17 protein-coding genes are annotated in these 17,684 nt (G+C 72.0%); 5 read left to right on the plus strand and 12 right to left on the minus strand.

From position 1 onward, the window contains the following. Nucleotides 1-64: 64 nt before the first annotated feature. The gene (locus tag ACIQI8_RS00385) at nucleotides 65-2,521 is read right to left on the minus strand and encodes a glycoside hydrolase family 3 C-terminal domain-containing protein (RefSeq protein ID WP_402342703.1); all 2,457 of its coding nucleotides are present in this window, start codon (nucleotides 2,519-2,521) and stop codon (nucleotides 65-67) included. 157 nt (nucleotides 2,522-2,678) lie between these two features. Between ACIQI8_RS00385 and ACIQI8_RS00390 the strand changes: the two genes are divergently transcribed. Genes ACIQI8_RS00390 through ACIQI8_RS00400 form a run of 3 tightly spaced genes read left to right on the plus strand, consistent with a single transcriptional unit; the run spans nucleotide 2,679 to nucleotide 5,187 of the window. Further along, the gene (locus ACIQI8_RS00390) at nucleotides 2,679-3,128 is read left to right on the plus strand and encodes a hypothetical protein (RefSeq protein ID WP_402342706.1); all 450 of its coding nucleotides are present in this window, start codon (nucleotides 2,679-2,681) and stop codon (nucleotides 3,126-3,128) included. Continuing rightward, entirely contained in the window at nucleotides 3,092-4,513 is a 1,422-nt protein-coding gene (locus ACIQI8_RS00395) for a histidine kinase (protein WP_402342709.1), read from the plus strand. The genes ACIQI8_RS00390 and ACIQI8_RS00395 overlap by 37 nt, the downstream gene beginning before the upstream one ends. Next, the gene (locus ACIQI8_RS00400; protein WP_402342712.1) at nucleotides 4,510-5,187 is read left to right on the plus strand and encodes a response regulator; all 678 of its coding nucleotides are present in this window, start codon (nucleotides 4,510-4,512) and stop codon (nucleotides 5,185-5,187) included. Before ACIQI8_RS00395 ends, ACIQI8_RS00400 begins: the two co-directional genes overlap by 4 nt. Before the next feature lie 86 nt (nucleotides 5,188-5,273). Here ACIQI8_RS00400 and ACIQI8_RS00405 read toward each other — a convergent pair whose 3' ends face one another. The 10 genes from ACIQI8_RS00405 to ACIQI8_RS00450 form a co-directional block, all read right to left on the minus strand. Next, nucleotides 5,274-5,609, minus strand: coding sequence for a cupin domain-containing protein (locus ACIQI8_RS00405; protein WP_402342715.1), 336 nt, complete (start codon nucleotides 5,607-5,609; stop codon nucleotides 5,274-5,276). A gap of 9 nt (nucleotides 5,610-5,618) precedes the next feature. After that, nucleotides 5,619-6,878 carry an MFS transporter gene (locus ACIQI8_RS00410; RefSeq protein ID WP_402342718.1) on the minus strand — a complete coding sequence of 420 codons (1,260 nt, stop codon included), beginning with the start codon at nucleotides 6,876-6,878 and terminating at the stop codon, nucleotides 5,619-5,621. Then, on the minus strand, nucleotides 6,878-7,885 hold the full coding sequence (locus ACIQI8_RS00415) for an ABC transporter substrate-binding protein (protein WP_402342721.1): 1,008 nt from the start codon (nucleotides 7,883-7,885) through the stop codon (nucleotides 6,878-6,880). The genes ACIQI8_RS00410 and ACIQI8_RS00415 overlap by 1 nt, the downstream gene beginning before the upstream one ends. Next, complete coding sequence (locus tag ACIQI8_RS00420) at nucleotides 7,882-8,691, minus strand: ABC transporter ATP-binding protein (RefSeq protein WP_402342724.1); 810 nt, start codon at nucleotides 8,689-8,691, stop codon at nucleotides 7,882-7,884. Before ACIQI8_RS00420 ends, ACIQI8_RS00415 begins: the two co-directional genes overlap by 4 nt. Further along, nucleotides 8,691-9,869: a FecCD family ABC transporter permease gene (locus ACIQI8_RS00425; RefSeq protein ID WP_402342727.1), complete on the minus strand. Its 1,179-nt coding sequence runs from the start codon at nucleotides 9,867-9,869 to the stop codon at nucleotides 8,691-8,693. The genes ACIQI8_RS00420 and ACIQI8_RS00425 overlap by 1 nt, the downstream gene beginning before the upstream one ends. 31 nt (nucleotides 9,870-9,900) lie before the next feature. After that, entirely contained in the window at nucleotides 9,901-11,232 is a 1,332-nt protein-coding gene (locus ACIQI8_RS00430) for a YcaO-like family protein (protein WP_402342730.1), read from the minus strand. A gap of 12 nt (nucleotides 11,233-11,244) precedes the next feature. Further along, complete coding sequence (locus tag ACIQI8_RS00435) at nucleotides 11,245-12,672, minus strand: YcaO-like family protein (protein ID WP_402342733.1); 1,428 nt, start codon at nucleotides 12,670-12,672, stop codon at nucleotides 11,245-11,247. After that, nucleotides 12,669-14,249 (minus strand): CocE/NonD family hydrolase, encoded by a 1,581-nt coding sequence (locus ACIQI8_RS00440; RefSeq protein WP_402342736.1) that lies wholly within the window; start codon nucleotides 14,247-14,249, stop codon nucleotides 12,669-12,671. The genes ACIQI8_RS00435 and ACIQI8_RS00440 overlap by 4 nt, the downstream gene beginning before the upstream one ends. Then, complete coding sequence (locus tag ACIQI8_RS00445) at nucleotides 14,246-15,058, minus strand: hypothetical protein (protein WP_402342739.1); 813 nt, start codon at nucleotides 15,056-15,058, stop codon at nucleotides 14,246-14,248. Before ACIQI8_RS00445 ends, ACIQI8_RS00440 begins: the two co-directional genes overlap by 4 nt. Before the next feature lie 70 nt (nucleotides 15,059-15,128). After that, nucleotides 15,129-15,317 (minus strand): streptamidine-related RiPP repeat protein, encoded by a 189-nt coding sequence (locus ACIQI8_RS00450; protein WP_402342742.1) that lies wholly within the window; start codon nucleotides 15,315-15,317, stop codon nucleotides 15,129-15,131. A 117-nt stretch (nucleotides 15,318-15,434) separates the two neighbouring features. Between ACIQI8_RS00450 and ACIQI8_RS00455 the strand changes: the two genes are divergently transcribed. Next, nucleotides 15,435-15,869 (plus strand): ankyrin repeat domain-containing protein, encoded by a 435-nt coding sequence (locus ACIQI8_RS00455; protein WP_402342745.1) that lies wholly within the window; start codon nucleotides 15,435-15,437, stop codon nucleotides 15,867-15,869. A gap of 219 nt (nucleotides 15,870-16,088) precedes the next feature. Continuing rightward, complete coding sequence (locus ACIQI8_RS00460; RefSeq protein ID WP_402342748.1) at nucleotides 16,089-16,967, plus strand: hypothetical protein; 879 nt, start codon at nucleotides 16,089-16,091, stop codon at nucleotides 16,965-16,967. 16 nt (nucleotides 16,968-16,983) lie between these two features. Here the strand turns inward: ACIQI8_RS00460 and ACIQI8_RS00465 are convergent, their stop codons facing one another. Then, nucleotides 16,984-17,637, minus strand: a complete 654-nt coding sequence (locus ACIQI8_RS00465) for a response regulator (RefSeq protein WP_402346595.1) — start codon at nucleotides 17,635-17,637, stop codon at nucleotides 16,984-16,986. Nucleotides 17,638-17,684 lie beyond the last annotated feature (47 nt).

Consider the following 17,684-nt stretch of genomic DNA (forward strand, 5'->3'; position numbering starts at 1 on the left):
CGTGACGAGCCCGGCAACCTGCAAGTTCGGTTCCTCCGAGGGACGAACTTTTCTCGCCCGCATGTCAACCGGCAGGTCGTTCGGGCGACCTCGGCTCCTCGACGGCCATCACCTCCACCTGCCCGGTCAGTTCGACAGAGAGGCAGGAGCGGCCCACGAGCACGTCGAAGAGGCCGGGTTCGACGGTGGTCCGCATCCGGTGGTCCACCAGGGCTAGTTCGCGCGGGGAGAGGGTCATCGCGACCGTGGTCGTCTCGCCCGGGGCGAGGTCGACCTTGGCGTAGCCGCGCAGCATGCGTTCGGGCAGGGACACCGACGCCAGGCGGTCGCGCAGGTAGAGCTGGACCACCTCCTGGCCGCGCCGCACGCCCGTGTTGGTGACGTCCACCCGGACCACCGTGCTCTCGTGGGCCCGGATGCGGGGGCGGGAGATCCGCAGGCGGGCGTAGGAGAACGTGGTGTAACTGAGGCCGAAGCCGAACTCGTACAGCGGTGAGGCGCTGAGTCCGACGTAGTCGCCGGCCTTGGCCCGCATGCGCTTGTGGTCGTAGGTGAGCGGCAGTTGACCCACTCCGCGCGGCACGGTCACCGGGAGCCGACCGCTCGGGTTGACCTCGCCGAACAGGACCTCGGCGACGGCCCGGCCGCCGAACTCCCCCGGCAGGAACGCCTCGACGATCGCCGGCACATGCTCGGCGGCCCAGTTCACCGCGAGGGCGCGGCCGTTGACGAGAACGAGCACGACAGGCGTGCCGGTGGCATGGACAGCCTTCAGCAACTCCTCCTGCACGCCGGTGAGTTCGAGATCCGCCGCGTCCCTCGACTCGCCGTCCGTACTGTCCGCGCTCGCGAAGGCCGTAGACCGCTCCCCCAGGACGAGGACGGTGACGTCCGCGGCGCGGGCGGCGGCGACGGCGGCCGGGATGCCCGCACGGTCGTCGCCCGTCACCTCGCACCCCTTGGCATGGCGGATCGTCACACCGTCCGGCGCGGTGTCGCGCAGCGCGGCCAGGACCGTCGCCACGGGTGCGCCGGGCGGCCACGGGGTGTAGTCCCCCAGGAGGTCGGCCACGTCGTCGGCGTTCGGGCCGATCACCGCGAGCCGGCGCACCGACGGGCCCAGCGGCAGCAGGTCGCCGCTGTTCTTCAGCAGCACGATCGACTCGCGCGCGGCCCGCAGCGACACCGCCTGGTGGGCCGCGCTGCGCACGGTCGCCTCGGCGCGGTCCGGGTCGACGCGGGACCGGTCGAAGAGGCCCAGACGGTACTTGAGGTTCAGGACCCGGCCGACCGCTCTGTCGACCAGTCGCTCCGGGACCTCGCCTGCCCGTACCGCGGCGGCCAGTTCGCCCAGGTAGGCCTCCTCCCAGGTGATGCCGACGTCCACGCCGGCGGCCAGGGCCAGCGCCCCGGCCTGTCGCTGGTTCTCGGCGAGGCCCTCGGTCACCAGGGTGGTCAGGCCGCCGCCCTCGGCGATCACGACACCGGTGAAGCCCAGTTCACCGCGCAGCACCTCCGTGAGCAGGAACCGTGAACCGTGCGTCGGGACGCCGTCGATCGTCGACTGGCAGGCGAGCGTCATCAGCGCGCCCGGCGCTCCAAAACCTGCCTGCCAGGGCGGCAAGTGCGTCTGACGCAGCGCGCGTTCACCGATCTCGACCGAACTGCCCTCCAGGCCACCGACGTTGGGCGTCTGCGCCGGGAAGTGGCAGAGGGAGGCGGCGGCCCGGTCGGACCCAGCGGGGTCGGCGCCCTGAACTCCCTGGACGACGGCCGCGACCAGGCTCGCCACATGGAAGGGGTCCTCGCCGAAGAACTCGCACACCCGGCCCAGCCGCGGATCGCGGGTCAGTTCGGCAGGCAGGGTGTTCAGCACGTGCACGCCGACGCTGCGGGCCTCGGCGGCGACGCAGGCGTACACCTCCCGTACGAGGGCGGGGTTCCAGGTGGCGCCCATGCCGGGGCCCTCGGGGAAGATCGTCGCGCCGGGGGCGCTGAAGCCGTTGGTGCCCTCGGCGATCTGGAGCAGCGGGATACCGAGGCGGGTGGCGGCGGCGATCTCCTGGAGACGGTTGGTGAGTTGGGCCTGCTGCCGAGGCGTGCGGGGGTGTTCGACCGGGATCAGGCCGCTCACGGTCTCGTTCATGAGCCCGAAGAAGCCGCCGCCCGGGCCGAGGAAGTCCCGCCATGTCCCCGCGACGAAACGGGCCCGGTCCTCGTCGCTGGTGACCGGGGAGTCGGGCGGGACCAGACCCGCGGGCAGCACCTGGGGGAGGTTCAGCTGCGCGATCTTCTCGGGAAGGGTCATGCGGGGGAGGAGGTGTCTGACGCCGGGGTGCCAGCGGGACTCTTCGGTGGCGGCGGAAGCGGACTCGGTGGCAGAGGTGGTGGCGGTGGCATTGGTGGTGGCCTGGGCGGTCCGGGCAGGCCCGGCGGTGGTCGCACCTGCCGCGACGACCGCCGAGCCGAGCAGGCGGCGACGGCTCAGCGCGCCCCGGGCGGGCTCGGGGGTGTCGGTCATGACGTCCTCCTCCTGTGCGGGTCTCGTCCGGCGAGCGTAGGAACCGCGTCCTTCGCCAGGACACGGCCGGAGGTGGCTGACGGAATCGACCAAAGTCGTACTCACCGAAGACCTTGCGCCGATGCGCATGCGCGGGGCGTCCCCGCAGGCTGGGACCATGAACACAGAGCGGACATCAGGAGCGGGAACGTCGGGAGCGGGGCAGACCCGGGGCGAGTACGTAGGTGCCACCACGGCCGAGTTGCGCGCGAAGACCGGCGCCGACCGGATCTCGGCCGGCGTCAGCCAGAAGGTGCTCTTCCAGCGCCGCGGGATCATCACCCTCGATCAGGACCGGTTGGTGCTGGGCGGATGGAGCGAGGGCACCGACCTGATCCTGCGCCGCGACGAGATCACGCGGGTCGGGACGCGGTTCACGGAGCTGTACGGACGTTTCATCGGCGGTCTGCTGAACGCGGGCAAACCGTTGATCCTGGACACGACCACGGTCGGCGAGATCTACCTGCTGATCGATCGCAAGGAGTTCATGGAGACGACCCGGGACCGGGAGTGGGAACGACACATCACCGCATGGCTGACGGCCCAAGCCCCCGCCTCGGGGCGCTGACCCCCACCGCGCCGACCGGCGGCTCGCGCACCGCGCGCGACCTCGTGGTCGACGCGCTGTGCGCGCTGCTGGCGGCAGGCCTCGCCATCGTGGGGCTCCGGCAGGCCCCGACGCCTGACGGGATACCCGTGGCCGTCGACGTCGTGGCGGGGGCGGCCGGGAGTGCCGCCCTGCTGTGGCGGCGGCGGTTCCCGGTCCCCGTGGCGGTCGGTCTGATCGCCCTCTCCGTCGTCCTGCCCGTCGTCGGCGCGGCAAGTGCGATCGCCCTGTTCACGGTCGCGGTGCACCGCCGGGCCGCGGTCGCCGGCGCGGTCACGGTGCCCGCGGTGCTGTCCACGCCGCTGGAGTACCTGCTGTGGCCGAACACGGCCGGGCCCGCCGGGACCCTCGGCGGCTCCGCCGGATCCGCGGCGCTCTGTCTGGCGCTGACCGGCTGGGGCGCGGTCGTCCGGTCCCGCCGTCAACTGATGCTGGCCTGGGCGGATCGGGCCCGACAGGCCGAGACCGAACAGCGGCTACGGGTCGAGCGGGTCCGCAGAGCCGAGCGCGAACGGATCGCCCGCGAGATGCACGACGTACTCGCCCACCGGCTGTCCCTGCTGAGCCTGCACGCGGGCGTACTGGAGTACCGGCGCGGTCTGCCGTCGGAGAAGCTGGCCGAGACGGCGGCGGTGATCCGGTCCGGCGCCCACCAGTCACTCAACGACCTGCGGGAGATCATCGGCCTGCTGCGCGCCCCTGACATCGAGCGCGACCGTCCGCAGCCCACGCTCGCCGACCTGCCCGCGCTCGTGGCGGAGAGCCGCACGGCCGGGCTGTCCCTGGCATACGAGAACCGGCTGGACCCGGCCTCGGAGGTCCCCGGACAACTCGGCCGCACGGCATACCGGATCGTGCAGGAGGCACTGACCAACGCCCGCAAACACGCGCCGGCGCGGGGCACGGTCAGGCTCGAGCTACGGGGCGGACCCGGCGAGGGCCTGACCATCGAAACGGCGAACCGACTGCGCCACGACGGCGCCGGGCCGGCTCCCGGCAGGACGCCGGGCTCCGGTGGAGCGCCCGCCTCCCGCGGTACACCAATCCCCAGCAGCACACCGGGCTCCGCCGCGGACACGGCCTCCAGCGAAGGGACCGTCTCCGGCAACGCGGCGGCCCTCAGCGAAGAGGCGGTACTCAGTGGCGCACCAACCCCCAGCGAAGAGACAGCACTTGCCAAGGGGACGGCCATCGGCGACAGCACAGCCACCACGCCCGTCCCCGGCAGCGGCACCGGCCTGGTGGGCCTGGCCGAACGCGTGTCGCTCGCCCGGGGCCGGTTGAGCCATGGACCCACCCGCGACGGCGATTTCAGGCTGACCGCGTGGCTACCGTGGGCGCCATGAACACCGCCGTCACCCGGGTACGGGTGCTGATCGTGGACGACGACCCGCTGGTCCGCTCCGGCCTCGTGAACCTGCTGGAGGGCGGCCCCGGTCTGGAGGTCGTCGGCGAGGCGGGCGACGGCGCCGAGGCGCTGACCGCCGTGGAACGGGCCGTACCGCCCGTGGACGTGGTCCTGATGGACATCCGCATGCCCCGCGTCGACGGCATCACCGCTACCGAACGGCTCCGGTCGCTGCCCGTGCCGCCCCAGGTACTGGTGCTCACCACCTTCGACACCGACGAGCAGGTACTGCGGGCGCTGCGCGCGGGAGCCGCCGGGTTCCTGCTCAAGGACACCCCGCCGGACCGGATCGTGTCCTGCGTGCACAGCGTCGCCGCCGGCGAGCCGGTGCTGTCCCCGGCCGCCGCCCGCCGCCTGTTCGACTACGTCGCCGACGACCCCGCCCCTGCCCGCCGCACCCGCGCCCGCACCGCGCTGGCGACCCTCACCACACGGGAACGCCAGGTCGCCGAAGCCCTCGCCGACGGCCTCACCAACCAGGAGATCGCCGCGAACCTGCACATGAGCGTCGCCACAGTGAAGGCCCACGTCACCCGGCTCCTGCGGGAACTCGGCCTCAACAACCGCACGCAGGTGGCGTTGTTGGCGTACGACGCACGCGCCGACCGATGAGACACTCGGGACACACCGTTGCCGCCACTCGGTGTTCCCCAAGGCCACGCTGTCGGCGACGTCCGAGGAGAACCCCCTCCTGATCCCTAACGCTTGGGCGAGCGCGAGCCGTAGGCGGGCCCGAACACCACGAGCAGCACCAGGTCTTCGGCCACTTCTGTGAACCGGTGCTCTTCACCGGCCGGCACGAAGATCACCGCCCCGGGACCCACCTCGTCCGTCCGGCTTGGTGTTTCGATCTTTGCGCGGCCCGCTGTGACGACATAGATCTCGTCCTCGGTGTGCGGGCTCTGGGTATCTCGCCCACCGGCCGGGATGCAGTACGTCCCCACCGAGAGGTCCGACGTCCGCAGCTGTTCGATCCAGTCATTGCCCGCTTCGCCGGGGTGGGCCCACACGCCTGCGCCCTTGATGATCTGCATGACGGGACCCTAGTGCTGGGCTCGGGCGGCGTGGTTGTCCTTCTCCGTGTTCACCTCTCGCTCCGTGGTCACCTCTCGCCGCCGAAGCGGGGTCGCCAGCCCCGCGGAGAGTGAGAGGAGCGCCCCGAGGCAGGCCGTCAGGAGGGCGGTGCGGACGCCCGCGGCGTCGGCGAGCAGGCCTGAGACGGCCGCGCCGAGAGGCTGGCCGCCCCAGGCGATCATGCGGGCGGTGGTGTTGACCCGGCCCTGGAGGTGCTCGGGGGTGATCTGTTGGCGGATGACGATGCCGTTGAGGCTGACCAGGGCGTTGGCGCTCTGCCAGCAGGCGAGGGCGGCCAGGCCCGTCACCAGTCCCGGTGAGGCGGCCCAGCAGGCGAGGAAGACGGTGTTGGCGGCGAGGCCGCCGAGGGTGATCCAGCCGAGGGGCACGGTCTTCTGCAGGCGCGGCAGGGCGGTCGCGGCGGCGAGCGCGCCCAGGGCCGCGGCGGCCCAGAACAGGCCGATGCGTTCGTCGTCCGGGGCCATGCCGAAGGTTCGGACGGCGGTCACGACGATCAGCCCGACGACGGCTCCTTCGGTGAAGCTGTTGCCGATGCCCAGAAGGGTGAGGGGGCGGATGAGGGGGTGCCGGCGTATGTACCGGAGGCCTTCCGCAATGTCGGCGAAGGTGTCCCGGACGGGCGCGCCGGTCCTGGCGCGGGTCCTTGGCACCAAAGGGAGTTGAGCCAGGAGGAGCGCGGCGGCCGCGTAGCTCAGAGCGTCGAGCGTGATCGCCGTGGGCGGGGCGAGGCTGGCGACGAGCACTCCCGCGGCGGACGGCCCGAGCAGGCCGATCAGCGTGCTGGCGCTCATCATGCGGCCGGTCGCACGGGCCAGGCCGTCGCGGCCGACCAGGGTGGCGAGCGCGCCGAACGCGGCGGCGTCGAAGAAGACGAAGACCGCGGAGACCGCAGGGCCGGTCAGCAGCAGTTGGGCCGTGGTCAGCAGGCCGAGTGCCGAGGCGGCGGGGATGGCCGCGATGAGGACCGCGCTGGACCAGCTGCACCAGGTCATGGTGCGGCGCCGGTCCCAGCGGTCGGCGAGTGCGCCGGCCGGCAGACCGAGCACGAGGTACGGCAGCGCCTCCAGGGCGGTGAGCAGGCCGCTGAGGGAGGCGCTGCCGGTGCGCTGGTAGAGCAGAACCGGCAGCGCCACGGCGGTGACCGTGGAACCGGCCCAGGACACCACGCGCGCGGTGAGGAAGAGACCGAAGCCGGTCCGGACGGTCATCAGAAGGCGTCAGGGTGAAGGGACTTGGCGAGGGTCACCGTGCCGTCGACCGCGCGCAGTTCGGAGAAGTCGGCGGCGGGTACGGCGATGAGGCGGTTGTGTCGTACCGCGCTGGTGGCGGCGAGGTGGGTCTTCAGCCAGTGCGCGGAGGCGGCACGGTCGGCGGCCGCGGTGTAGTGGTAGATGAGGACGTCGGGGTTCTTCTTGGCCAGGGCCTCGACGGACAGCGGTGCGAAGTTGCTGCCTTTGGGCACGGCGTCGTCGAGGAGGTTACGGCCTCCGGCGCGGCGGACGACGTCGGAGTAGAGGCCGCCGGCGAGGGCGTAGAGCTGCTTGTCGACGATCTGGACCATGGCAGCCGTGGTGGTGGGCCGTCCGGTGAGGGCCTTGTCCACCGAAGCGAGCCGTTGCCGGGTTTCGGCCGCGGCCCGATGCGCCGCGGGACGGGCGTCGAGAAGTGTGCCGAGCGCGGTGAGGTCGGTGGTCGTGGCGGCGAGGGTGGCGGTGCCGGTGGTCTTCGGGCAGAAGGCGCTGTCGATGTAGACGGGGACACCCAGTTGGGCGAGTTCAGCGATGGTGGGCAGCTTCTTGCCGTCGAACTGGTACTCGCCGTCGGCGAGGATGAAGTCGGGGCGGGCCGCCAGCAGCGCCTCCCGGCCGATCTCGCCGGGCGCGAGCACGTTCACCTTCCGGTAGTCGGTGGCGTAGGCCGGCTTGGGCGGCGACTGGTTGGTCCAGGTCTGGCCCGCGATCCGGTCCTTGAGGCCGAGTCCGAGCAGGAGTTCGGTGTTGGACGGGAAGAACGAGACGATGCGCTCGGGTGCCTTCTCCACACGTACCGTACGGCCGCAGTTGGTGACTTCCGCCGGGTAGTTCGTGCCGCCGGATGGGCGGGCGGCGGCGTGGGCGGCGCCGGTCGCGTCCGTGCTCGCGGGCGAGCCGCATGCGGTGAGGACGAGGGCCACGCAGGCGAGAGCCGGCAGGCCTCCGAGGTGTCGACGGGTCATTGGTCTGCTCCGTGGTCGCTGGGGCGAAGGGCATGGGTGGCAAGGGGCGCGAAGCTCAGCTGGGGACGTCCGGTGAGTGGATGCGTGCCGAGCACGGCGTGGACCTGGAAGACCTCGTCGAGCAGCTCGCGGGTGAACACTTCGTGGGGTGTGCCGGAGGTGACGAGGTGCCCGGCGCGCAGAACGTGGACGCGGTCGCAGTAGGCGGCTGCGAGATTGAGGTCGTGCAGCGCGGCGAGCGTGGTCACGCCGAGATCACGTACCAGTTCCATGAGATCCAGCTGGGTGCCGATGTCCAGATGGTTGGTGGGTTCGTCCAGGACGAGCAACTGCCCCTGCTGGGCCAGCGCCCGGGCCAGCAGGACGCGCTGCTTCTCACCACCGGAAAGCGAGGCGTACTGCCGGCCGGCCAGGTGCGCCATACCGACCCGGTCCAACGCGTCGGCCACGAGGGCGCGATCCGCGACGCTCTCGCCCGACCATGACCTCCGGTGCGGAGTCCGTCCGGCCGCGGCGACCTCGCCGACGGTGAAGTCGAAGGCGGTCGGGTTCTCCTGGGCCACCACGGACGTACGGCGGGCGGCGGCCTGGGGTGTCAGACTCCGCCACACGTCGTCCCCGCCGACCAGGACGGCCCCGGACGTGGGGCGCATCGACCGGTAAACAGCCCGCAGCAATGTCGACTTGCCGCTTCCGTTGGGTCCGACGACGCCGACGATCTCCCCCGGGGCGGCGTACAAAGTGGCCTGCCGCACGATCCGTACGCCGGCGATGTCGAGATCGACCGCTTCGAGGCGGGCGTCCATCAGGCCTCCCGTCCCGGGACCGAACGGTCGCGTCGCAGCAGCCACAGGAAGAACGGGGCCCCGGCCACCGCGGTGAGGATGCCGAGGGGCAGCTCCATCGGGGCGGCGACGGTACGGGCCGCGAGGTCCGCCAGCAGCAGGAACAGGGCTCCGGCCAGGGCTGTCGCCGGCAGCAGCGACCGGTGGTCGGAGCCGATCAGCAGCCGCACGCTGTGCGGCACGACGAGCCCGACGAACGAGATGCCGCCCGCCACCGAGATGACCGCCGCCGTCAACAGGGCCGATACGGCGAGGAGTTGAAGGCGCAGCATGTGAACTCGTACACCGAGGAAGGCCGCCGTCTCCTCCCCCATGGCCAGGGCGTTCAGCGACCGTCCGTGCGACAGCAGCCAGGCCGTGCAGATCACGACGAGCGCGGCCGGCAGCCCCAGATCGGGCCACCGCGCGCCCGCGACCGAGCCCAGCAGCCAGAACAGCACTCCGGAGAGTTGGTCGGGGCGGGCCCGCAGTTGCAGGTAACTGGTCACGCCCTGCAGCAGATACGACAGGGCGACCCCCGCCAGCACGAGCCGGACCGGCGCCGTCGTACCCCGGCTGCGGCTCAGCGCGACGACCAGCGCGAGCGTCGCGCAGGCCCCGGCGAAGGCAGCGGCCGGCACCCCGATCCGCAGCGGGCCGAGCACTCCGACGGGCCCGAGCGTGAGCACGGCGACCGCGGCCAGCGAGGCGCCGGAGGTGACGCCCAGTACGTAGGGGTCGGCGAGTGGATTTCGTACGACGGTCTGCAGCACCGCCCCCGCGACGGCGAGCCCCGCTCCCGCGACCATCGCCAGCAGGATGCGGGGCATCCTCGACCCCCAGATGATCTCGTCGTCGATACCACTGATCCCGGGCGGGCGGCCGCCGCCGGTCAGATGGGAGGCCACATCGCGCCACACCTCTCCGAACGGGAGCGAAGCCGCGCCGAGGGCGATGGAGGCAAGTGCCGCGACAGGCAGCGCGATCAGCAGGCAGAGCAGAAGCAGCCGTGCGGACATCAGACGGGCGGTTCGCGTTCGCGCGGCGCCTTCCCGCTCCGGGGCGGTGGCTCGCGCGGCCCGCAGAGCGGGGCGGGCGGACCGCGCCGGAGCAGGTGCCGGCGGTGGGCCGTCGGCGGCGGCCGGTGGCGGGACGATCACGGGTGGTTGTTCCTTCGCGAGGATGGTCGGTTCAGTGAGGAAGCGGCAGCGCACGGCGTGGGGCCTCGCCCAGGGCGGCGGCGAGCCGCGTGCCGCCCAGGAAGGGCAGCCCGGCCGCCGTGTTGGAGTACAGGCCCGGGACGACGACCCGGACGACATGCAGCCCCGCTTCGCGGACGTCGGGGGTCGTGACGTCGACGGCGACGACCTGATGCCCTGCCGTACCGATACGGGACACGAGTGCGTCGAGGGTGACCGGGGCGGATTCCGGACCCGAGCCCTGGGCCATCAACGCGCCTTCCTTGAGGGCGAGTTCCAGCTCCTGCTCGAAGGCGTCCTGGACGCGCGGGTCCAGGTGGAGCTGGAGATGGCAGCCGTAGTCGACGGCATCGCGAAGGTCGGTGCGGTAGGCGCCGCCGAAGCCGTAATCGCGTGCGGGGCGCCAGGGTTTGAGAGGGCTGCGCGGGTCGGCGGCAGCGCGCATGTAGGGACCGTCGGGGTCGTCGTAGTCGGCGGTGAAGAGCTGGAGTTGGAGGGCTTCGCCGTAGGCCTTGAGGAGGCCGGCCTCCTCGTCGGCGCGGGCGGCGACGCCCAGGGTGAGGTAGCCGGTGACCGTGTCGTGGACCAGTGCCCCGGTGACCGGGAGCCCGAACGGGCTGGCGAAGGTGAGGAATCGGGTGTTGAGCCGGTCGCGGGGGCCACGGGCGAGGTGGTCGAGCCAGTCCGGTGGCCGGATGGTGCGCAGGCCGGCCCGGCCGTGCCAGGCGATGGTCATGGCGTCCCGCTCGACGACCTCGCACAGGGCGCCGAGGCACGCGTTCTCGTAGGTGGCTCCGGCGGCGAGGCCCGCCTGGATGACGGGGTTGGTGCGCGGGCCGCGCGGCTCGACGTCGGCGGAGACGTACGAGACCCAGACCAGGGACGCGGGGACGAGCACGGGGCCGCCGTCGGCCAGGTCGGTGCCCTCGGTCCACTCCACCACCAGGTCACGTGTGAAGGGGGTGAGAGGGAACGCCGGGTCCGCGTACTGCTCCGGGCCGTACAGGGCGAGGGAGTCGGGGTCGACCGCCCGCAGGCCTCTCCCCCGCAACTCCCTGTAGGAGGCGCGGACGAGCCGGTCGGGCACCAGGTTGCCGCAGTACCGCTCCGCGGCCTCGCCGAGCGCGGCGCCCAGGGCGGCGTCGGGATCCGCGAAGGCGTAGCCGGCGCCGGCGGAGTCGGCGGGCCAGGGGCAGAAGCGGGTGGTGTCGCTCAGTCGGGAGGCGATGAGCTGGAAACCCGCGGGGAAGTGCTCGGGTATGGGCGGGCGGGTCAGGCGGAGCACGATTCCGGTACGCGGGTCGGTCAGCAGCGGGTACGGCATGCGGAGTCCTCGTCAGGCCAGCGGCAGGGGGTGGGGGTACAGCTCGTTCTCGTTCAACGGACTGGGTGCGAGCCCGAGTTGGGACGGGGTTTGGTACAGCCGTTCACCGCCCAGATACGGGAAGGCGGGAGGGGCGTTGCCGACCAGCCCCGGTACGACGACGCGGACGACCGAGAGTCCGGCCGCCGCGACATCCGGAGTCGTGAGGTCGACGCTGTAGGCCCGCAGTCCTTCGGCCGCGAGCCGCCCGAGATACACCTCGCGCGGATCTGTCCCGGCGACGGCCGGGATGTCGCGGAAGGCGATACGCGCCTGTCCGCGCAGCCGGTCGAGCGGCTGTCCCTGCATGCGGGGGTCGAGGTAGAGCTGCGCGATGGCGGGGAGGTCGGTCAGGTCGCGGTAGTCGGTGCGGAACGCGTCCCGGTAGGTGCGGTCGGCGCGGAAGGGCCGGAAGACATGGCCCTCCAGCGTGCCGGCGGCGACGGCCTGCCACACCTCACTGCCGGGTTCGGCGAGCTGCCGGGTGAGCGAGTACAGCCCGTACGCCTCCACCAGGGCCTTCTCCGCAGCGAGTTCGGGCTCGGCCCGGCAGGCGCTGCCGAAGGCGACCATGCGCCGCTGCCGGTCCTCCAGGAAGGCCGCGACGACGGGTACGCCGAACTCGGACGGGATGTGCAGCAGACGCACGGACGGGCCCGGCCCCTCGCCGGGGGCGGGGCCTCCGAGGCGCGCGGTGACGGCTGCCGCGTCGGAGATGGCGGCGGCTTCGGCCCCCGTACTCCACCAGATGGTCGTGGCATCGCGCTCCAACAGCTCTTCGAGAGCGAAGCGTTCGGCGTGGGCACGGTTCTCGCCGGCGGCGATGCCGGAGTAGACGAGGGAGTGGGTGGCGGGTTCTTCGGCACGTGGGCCGTGGAAGTAGTCGAGCCAGACCAGCGAGGCGGGGACGAACACCTCTGTGCCGTCGAACAGATCGCGGCCCGGGGTCCAGGCGACGGGCAGATCACGGGTGAAGGGCGTGAAGGGGAAGCCTGAGGTGGCGTACTGGGCCGGCGAGTAGAGGGCGAGCGTCTCCGGATCGAGCGCCCGCAGACCGAGCCTGGTCAGTTCGCGGTAGGAACCCCAGCGCGAAGCGACGGGGACGGCGTTGCCGCAGTAGCGTTCGACGGCTTCTCCGACGGCGGCGCGGCGGGCGCGCTCCTCGTCGCCGGCCGAGGCGCCGAACCCGAAACGGTCGGCGAGCCACGGCGCGAAGACATCGGTGCGGGCCACGCTGGCGCCGTAGCCGACCCACATCCGGGGCAGTCCCGGGCGGCGGCGCTGCCGTTCCAGTCGGGTGATGAGCCCGGTGCGCGGGTCGAGCAGGACTGATTCCGCGTAGCTCGCCGGAGCCGCGCCTCGGCCGAGGTCCGCGCCGCTCCCCGTTGCTGTGCTGCTCACTCGGTCGGCTCCTCGTACGTGGTGCGGGGCAGGATCAGGCGGGTTCCGTCGACCGGGCGGGTGCGTACGGTCTGTTCGGCGACGGCGTACGCGGTGCCCGTGCAGCGGTCCTCCGCTGTGCCGAGCGAGCGGGCCAGCCGGGGGAAGTCGCTGCTGGTGACCTCCAGTTGGAGCCGGGACCCGGCGGGTACGGTGACGGCCACCGGGCCGAGTTCGATCGAGTGGGGGCCGGGGGTTCGCGTACGGCCCGTGTCGAGGCTTGCGTGCGCGAGCTCAAACCAGCGGCCGTCGGCGGTGACCTCGCTCCAGCGGACGATCCAGTCCGTGGCCGGTGCGCTCGTGGTGGCATCCAGCACGACGACCGGTCTGCCGGCGATCGTGATCGGATCGTGGAGCGGGGCGCTCGTGAACCGCACGGCGTCACCTCGCGCGGCCAGCGGCGCCCGGTCGACACCCGGCTGCCGTGAGGGGTAGGGGTCGGCGGGGTCGTAGCCGAACCGGGCCTCGCCACCGGTCAGAGGGGGCCGTGGGGCGAGTTTGCCGTCGGGGTGCGCGTGCCAGACGGCATCGGAGGCCGGCGGCGGCCATGACGGGCCTGTCCACCATCGGTTCGTGCCGACAGTGAAGACCTCGGCCTCACTCGACCCACGCCCGCCGTCGTCCAACACCCGTGACAGCCAGCCCACTTGGAGTGCGCCCAGGTCGATACGTGAGGCGGTGCCGTGCTCCCTGTCGCCGATCCGGGTTCCGGGGGCGTAGGCCAGGTCGTGTCCCCACGGGCCGATGACCAGCGCGCGCGAGGGACGCGGATCGAGGGCCGCGCCCGCACGGTGGAAGTGTTCGAGGACCTCGTCGACCAGGAGGTCGTACCAGCCGCCGATGTGCAGGGCCGCCGCCGGCAGCCGTTCCAGCTCGGCGAGCTCCGGGCCCTCCGCCCGGTGGTCGGGTCCGTCCCTGATGACCTGGGCCCAGCCTGGAAGGTGCGCGCCGAGCCGGTCGGAGAGTTCCATGACGGGCAGATGGTCGAGCAGGTCCGGGCATTCCTTGAAGACATGGGCGGTCAGGCCCTCGCGGCTGGTCCGCCCGTCGGCACGTTCCAGCCACCAGGCGGCGTGCTCGGCGAGCCGCAGGATCCCGCTGCGCTCGAACTTGGTGCGGCCCAACGCCATCGACGGGCCCATGCTCACCACCGCCCGCACCGCGTCCGGGCGCTCGGCGGCGAGCGCCCATGCAGTGTGTCCGGCGTAGGAGCCGCCGTAGGTGACGAGCCGTCCGTCGCTCCATGGCTGCTTGAGGAGCCAGTCGGCGAGAGCGGCGCCGTCGCCACGCTCGTTGCGGTACGGCACCCACGTGCCGTCGGAGTCGTACCGGCCGCGCACGTCCTGAACCACGTAGGCGAAACCCCGCCTCCGCCAGCCACCGCCCTCGGCGAGGTGACCGCTGCGGCCGTACGGTGTGCGGGTCACCACGGCCGGTACCGGCCAGGTGTGCGGCGGCGGGAGGTGGATGTCGACGGCGAGCGGAGTGCCGTCCCAGCCCGGCACGCGTTCGTTGGCCCGCACGGGCGGCACGCTCATCGCGCGGCCCCCGCGGGCATGGTGACCGGCAGCGGCAGAACGCGGTGGCGGTCGACAGTGGCGGTCGACGCGTCCACGACGAGCTGCACGTCACGGCCGGCCGGCGCGCCGGACTCGTGCCACCGCAGTACGTCCTCCACCAGCAGCCCGGCCAGGACGGCCGCCGTGGCAGCCCCGGGCCACGGCACCGGCGGCTGATCGTCCTCGGCCAAGTGGGCCCAGTACGCGGCCAGTTCATCGGGGAGGTCGGCGGCGGCCAGGAGACGGCCACGGGTGTCGGTGTACGAGACGGTCCGTCCGGGGACGGACATGGGGCCGAGGACGAAGCGCAGCCCTTCGGCATGGCAGCGGTGCCAGGCCGTCGAGTGCAGCGCGCACCAGGCGTCCACCCGCTGCCAGTGAGCGTCGGGCAGCCATCCGGCACAGCAGACCACGACGTCGGCGGTCCGCACGATGTTCTCGTCGACCGGGCCTGTGGTCACGCGCGCGGTGGGAGGGAGCAGGGCGACGACCGCATGGGTAATTGGGTTGTCACCCTCGATGTGGACACTCAACACCCGCGGAACCGGAGGCTGTTGGGCGGTGGTCAGTGCCCCGCGTTCGGCGAGTGCGTCGAGCAGGGCCCGACCGTGTTCACTGTCCAGGGCCGGATCGGTCTGTTCACCGTCGGTCCCGTAGGCGAACCGCTGGGCCGCGGTGAGGAGTTCCTGCGGACCGCGGATCCGGGTGAAGCGTCCGTCCGGCGAACTGTGCCGCCAACTCCCGTCGGGACCTTCGTACAGATGATGTCCGGGTGCGATGCGATCCATGGGAAGGGCCTTCCGTGAGGGGCCGCCCGCCCCGTGTTCTGGTCACGGGGCGGCCGGCGTCGGTGACTGCTCAGGCGGTCCAGGCGAACGGGTTGTGGACCAGCGCGTTGGTCCCCGGACCCTGCGGCGCGGCCAGGGACCCGTCGGCCTCCAGTTCCTCGAACGCGAACGGGTTGTGGACCAGCGCGTTGGTGCCCGGGCCCTGCGGCGCGGCGAGCGATCCGTCGGACTTGAGCTCCTCAAAGACGAGCGACAGCATGCGTTTCTCCTTCTTTTTGAAAACGGTTGTCGTTTTCGATGGAGACACTAGACGGACTCCGCGGGCGGCTGCAAGGCCCATCGGCAAGATCGCGCTCGGTCGCTAATCTCGGCCCTCATGAACCAACGGCAGCGAAAGAAGCTCTTCCGGCGCCTGTTCAACGCGATCCCGGCCGGTGACACCACGGCCGTGGAGGTGGCACTGCGGGCTGGGGCCGACCCGGACCAAGCCGACGGCGAAGGCACCACTCCGCTGTACGTCGCATCCGTACAAGGTCAGACGGAGATCGCCCGCCTGCTTCTGGCAGCCGGTGCCTCCCCCGACATCGAGAGCAGCGGAATCGGCGCGGAGGGAACGCCGTTGTGCGCAGCCGCGTGCTGGGGGCACACCGAGACCGTTCGCGAACTGTTGGCGTACGGCGCCGATCCGAACGCGCGAGAAGATCACGGCACCGGCTGGTCCCCCTTGGAGTGGGCGAACCGTGGCCGCCACCCAGCAACTGTCGCTGTCCTCACCGCGGTCGGCGCCGTCACCGGCGGACGCGCGACGTAGCAGCGGCGTTCACCATCACCCCGGACGGTAGGTGGCGGGCGGCGGCGCGAGGCTCGTCTGTTCTGCGCGGGTGGGGTGTGGCTGGCCACACCCCAGATGGATGGCGTACCGCAGTGACCTGGGGATCGACGGCGCGACATCGTAATCGGCATGACAAAGGGCCCGCCCATCACGGGGATCGGGTGCTGCCCCATGCCCGATCGAGCTGAAGGATTCGCCATGCGCGCTCACAAGGTCCCATCGCAATCGGCGGGGGTGCCCGGTCGGGCACTGGCTGTGCTCGTCACCCTCGCCGTGGCACTCGGCGCCGCGTTCGTCCTCGCCCCGGGCAGGCTTGCGGCGAAGGGTTCGGACAGCGGGTTCGCCGAACAGCACAACCTGGTCGACGCCCTGCGCCCGGCGTTCATCGAGTACTGGAGGTCCGGAGACCGGGCATTCCCCCCGGACCTGGAGCGAGTTGTCGACTACTGGTGCCGCTTCCACGTCGTCAAAGCCGTACTCGCCGCGGCCCTGCTGATCGTGTTGGTCGCACTCGGCGTCCTGCTCTGGAAGGCGTTCCTGAAGTCCATTGGATTCGGAGCCCGAGGCAGGGTCGCTCTCGCTTCCGCCGCCGTCGTCGTCAGCGTGCTCGCGCTGGTGTCACTGGCGGCGGTGATGGCGAACGTGCAGGGAGCGACAGCCCCCTTCTCCTCGCTGACCTCGATGCTGCCGCTCGGCACACCCGGCGGCCAACTCACCAGTGCGGTCGAGCAGATCAGGCAGGGCCTGGCCAACTACCCGAGCACGGGCGGACAGAACGCGGTCGCCCTTCGGGTGATGGTCGACGACTTCGGTCTCTACCACGCGGTGCTGGCCGTGATGGCATTCCTCGTGGCGGTCGTCCTGGTCGGCCTGAGCGTGATGTCGTGGAGGGGATTCACCGCGGCAGGCGCTTCCGGCGGCAGTGCGGGCGACGGGCGAACGCGGCGCACCATGCGGTGGTTCGGTGTGGTCTCGGCCCTGCTGGCGCTGGCGGTGATCGTCGTCGCGGTGGCCAACACGGGCACCGCGGCGGACCCGGCGCCGGCCCTCCTGGACTTCTACAAGGGCGGCTGGTGACGCGCCTCGTGCCAGGTCAGTCTGATCGGGAGCCGAGGTGGGCGAGGACGGCGAGGACCCGGCGGTGCTGGGTGTCGTCGGGCGGTAGGCCGAGCTTGGCGAAGACGTTGCCGATGTGCTTCTCCACCGCGCTGTTGGAGAGCGCCAGTTGCCGGGCGATGGCGGTGTTGGAGTGGCCCTCGGCCATCAGAGCCAGCAGCTGCCGCTCGCGTGCGGTCAGTGTCGCCAGCGGGGCCTTACGGCTCTGCCCTGCGAGGAGTTGGGAGACGACCTGGGGGTCCAGCACCGTCGCGCCATGGGCTACCCGGTCCAGGGCGTCCAGGAACTCCTCGACCTTGGCGACCCGGTCCTTCAGCAGGTAGCCGACCGCGCCGGAGCCGTCCGCGAGCAACTCGGCGGCGTAGGACTCCTCCACGTACTGGCTGAGCACCAGTACGGGGCTGCCGGGCAGTTGGGCGCGGGCGCTGATCGCCGCGCGCAGGCCCTCGTCCGTGTGGGTCGGCGGCATGCGTACGTCGACGACGGACACGTCCGGGCGGTGGGTGAGCACCGCTTCGACCAAGGCGGGGCCGTCACCGACCGCCGCCACCACCTGGTGGCCGTCGTCGGTGAGCAGGCGGACCAGGCCTTCACGCAGCAGGACCGCGTCGTCGGCCAGGACGATCCGCAGCGGCCTGCGACGGGCGTGTTCAGGTGGTGCTTCGGCCGCTGTCCCAG

The organism is Streptomyces sp. NPDC092369, from assembly GCF_044755245.1.
Classification (GTDB): domain Bacteria; phylum Actinomycetota; class Actinomycetes; order Streptomycetales; family Streptomycetaceae; genus Streptomyces.

Excerpts from the sequence above, each read along its gene's own strand:
- ACIQI8_RS00450 (WP_402342742.1), bottom strand. The coding sequence starts at position 15,317 with ATGCTGTCGCTCGTCTTTGAGGAGCTCAAGTCCGACGGATCGCTCGCC.
- ACIQI8_RS00455 (WP_402342745.1), top strand. The coding sequence starts at position 15,435 with ATGAACCAACGGCAGCGAAAGAAGCTCTTCCGGCGCCTGTTCAACGCG.
- ACIQI8_RS00385 (WP_402342703.1), bottom strand. The coding sequence starts at position 2,521 with ATGACCGACACCCCCGAGCCCGCCCGGGGCGCGCTGAGCCGTCGCCGC.
- ACIQI8_RS00440 (WP_402342736.1), bottom strand. The coding sequence starts at position 14,249 with ATGAGCGTGCCGCCCGTGCGGGCCAACGAACGCGTGCCGGGCTGGGAC.
- ACIQI8_RS00400 (WP_402342712.1), top strand. The coding sequence starts at position 4,510 with ATGAACACCGCCGTCACCCGGGTACGGGTGCTGATCGTGGACGACGAC.
- ACIQI8_RS00415 (WP_402342721.1), bottom strand. The coding sequence starts at position 7,885 with ATGACCCGTCGACACCTCGGAGGCCTGCCGGCTCTCGCCTGCGTGGCC.
- ACIQI8_RS00430 (WP_402342730.1), bottom strand. The coding sequence starts at position 11,232 with ATGCCGTACCCGCTGCTGACCGACCCGCGTACCGGAATCGTGCTCCGC.
- ACIQI8_RS00390 (WP_402342706.1), top strand. The coding sequence starts at position 2,679 with ATGAACACAGAGCGGACATCAGGAGCGGGAACGTCGGGAGCGGGGCAG.
- ACIQI8_RS00410 (WP_402342718.1), bottom strand. The coding sequence starts at position 6,878 with ATGACCGTCCGGACCGGCTTCGGTCTCTTCCTCACCGCGCGCGTGGTG.
- ACIQI8_RS00445 (WP_402342739.1), bottom strand. The coding sequence starts at position 15,058 with ATGGATCGCATCGCACCCGGACATCATCTGTACGAAGGTCCCGACGGG.
- ACIQI8_RS00395 (WP_402342709.1), top strand. The coding sequence starts at position 3,092 with ATGGCTGACGGCCCAAGCCCCCGCCTCGGGGCGCTGACCCCCACCGCG.
- ACIQI8_RS00460 (WP_402342748.1), top strand. The coding sequence starts at position 16,089 with ATGCGCGCTCACAAGGTCCCATCGCAATCGGCGGGGGTGCCCGGTCGG.
- ACIQI8_RS00405 (WP_402342715.1), bottom strand. The coding sequence starts at position 5,609 with ATGCAGATCATCAAGGGCGCAGGCGTGTGGGCCCACCCCGGCGAAGCG.
- ACIQI8_RS00420 (WP_402342724.1), bottom strand. The coding sequence starts at position 8,691 with ATGGACGCCCGCCTCGAAGCGGTCGATCTCGACATCGCCGGCGTACGG.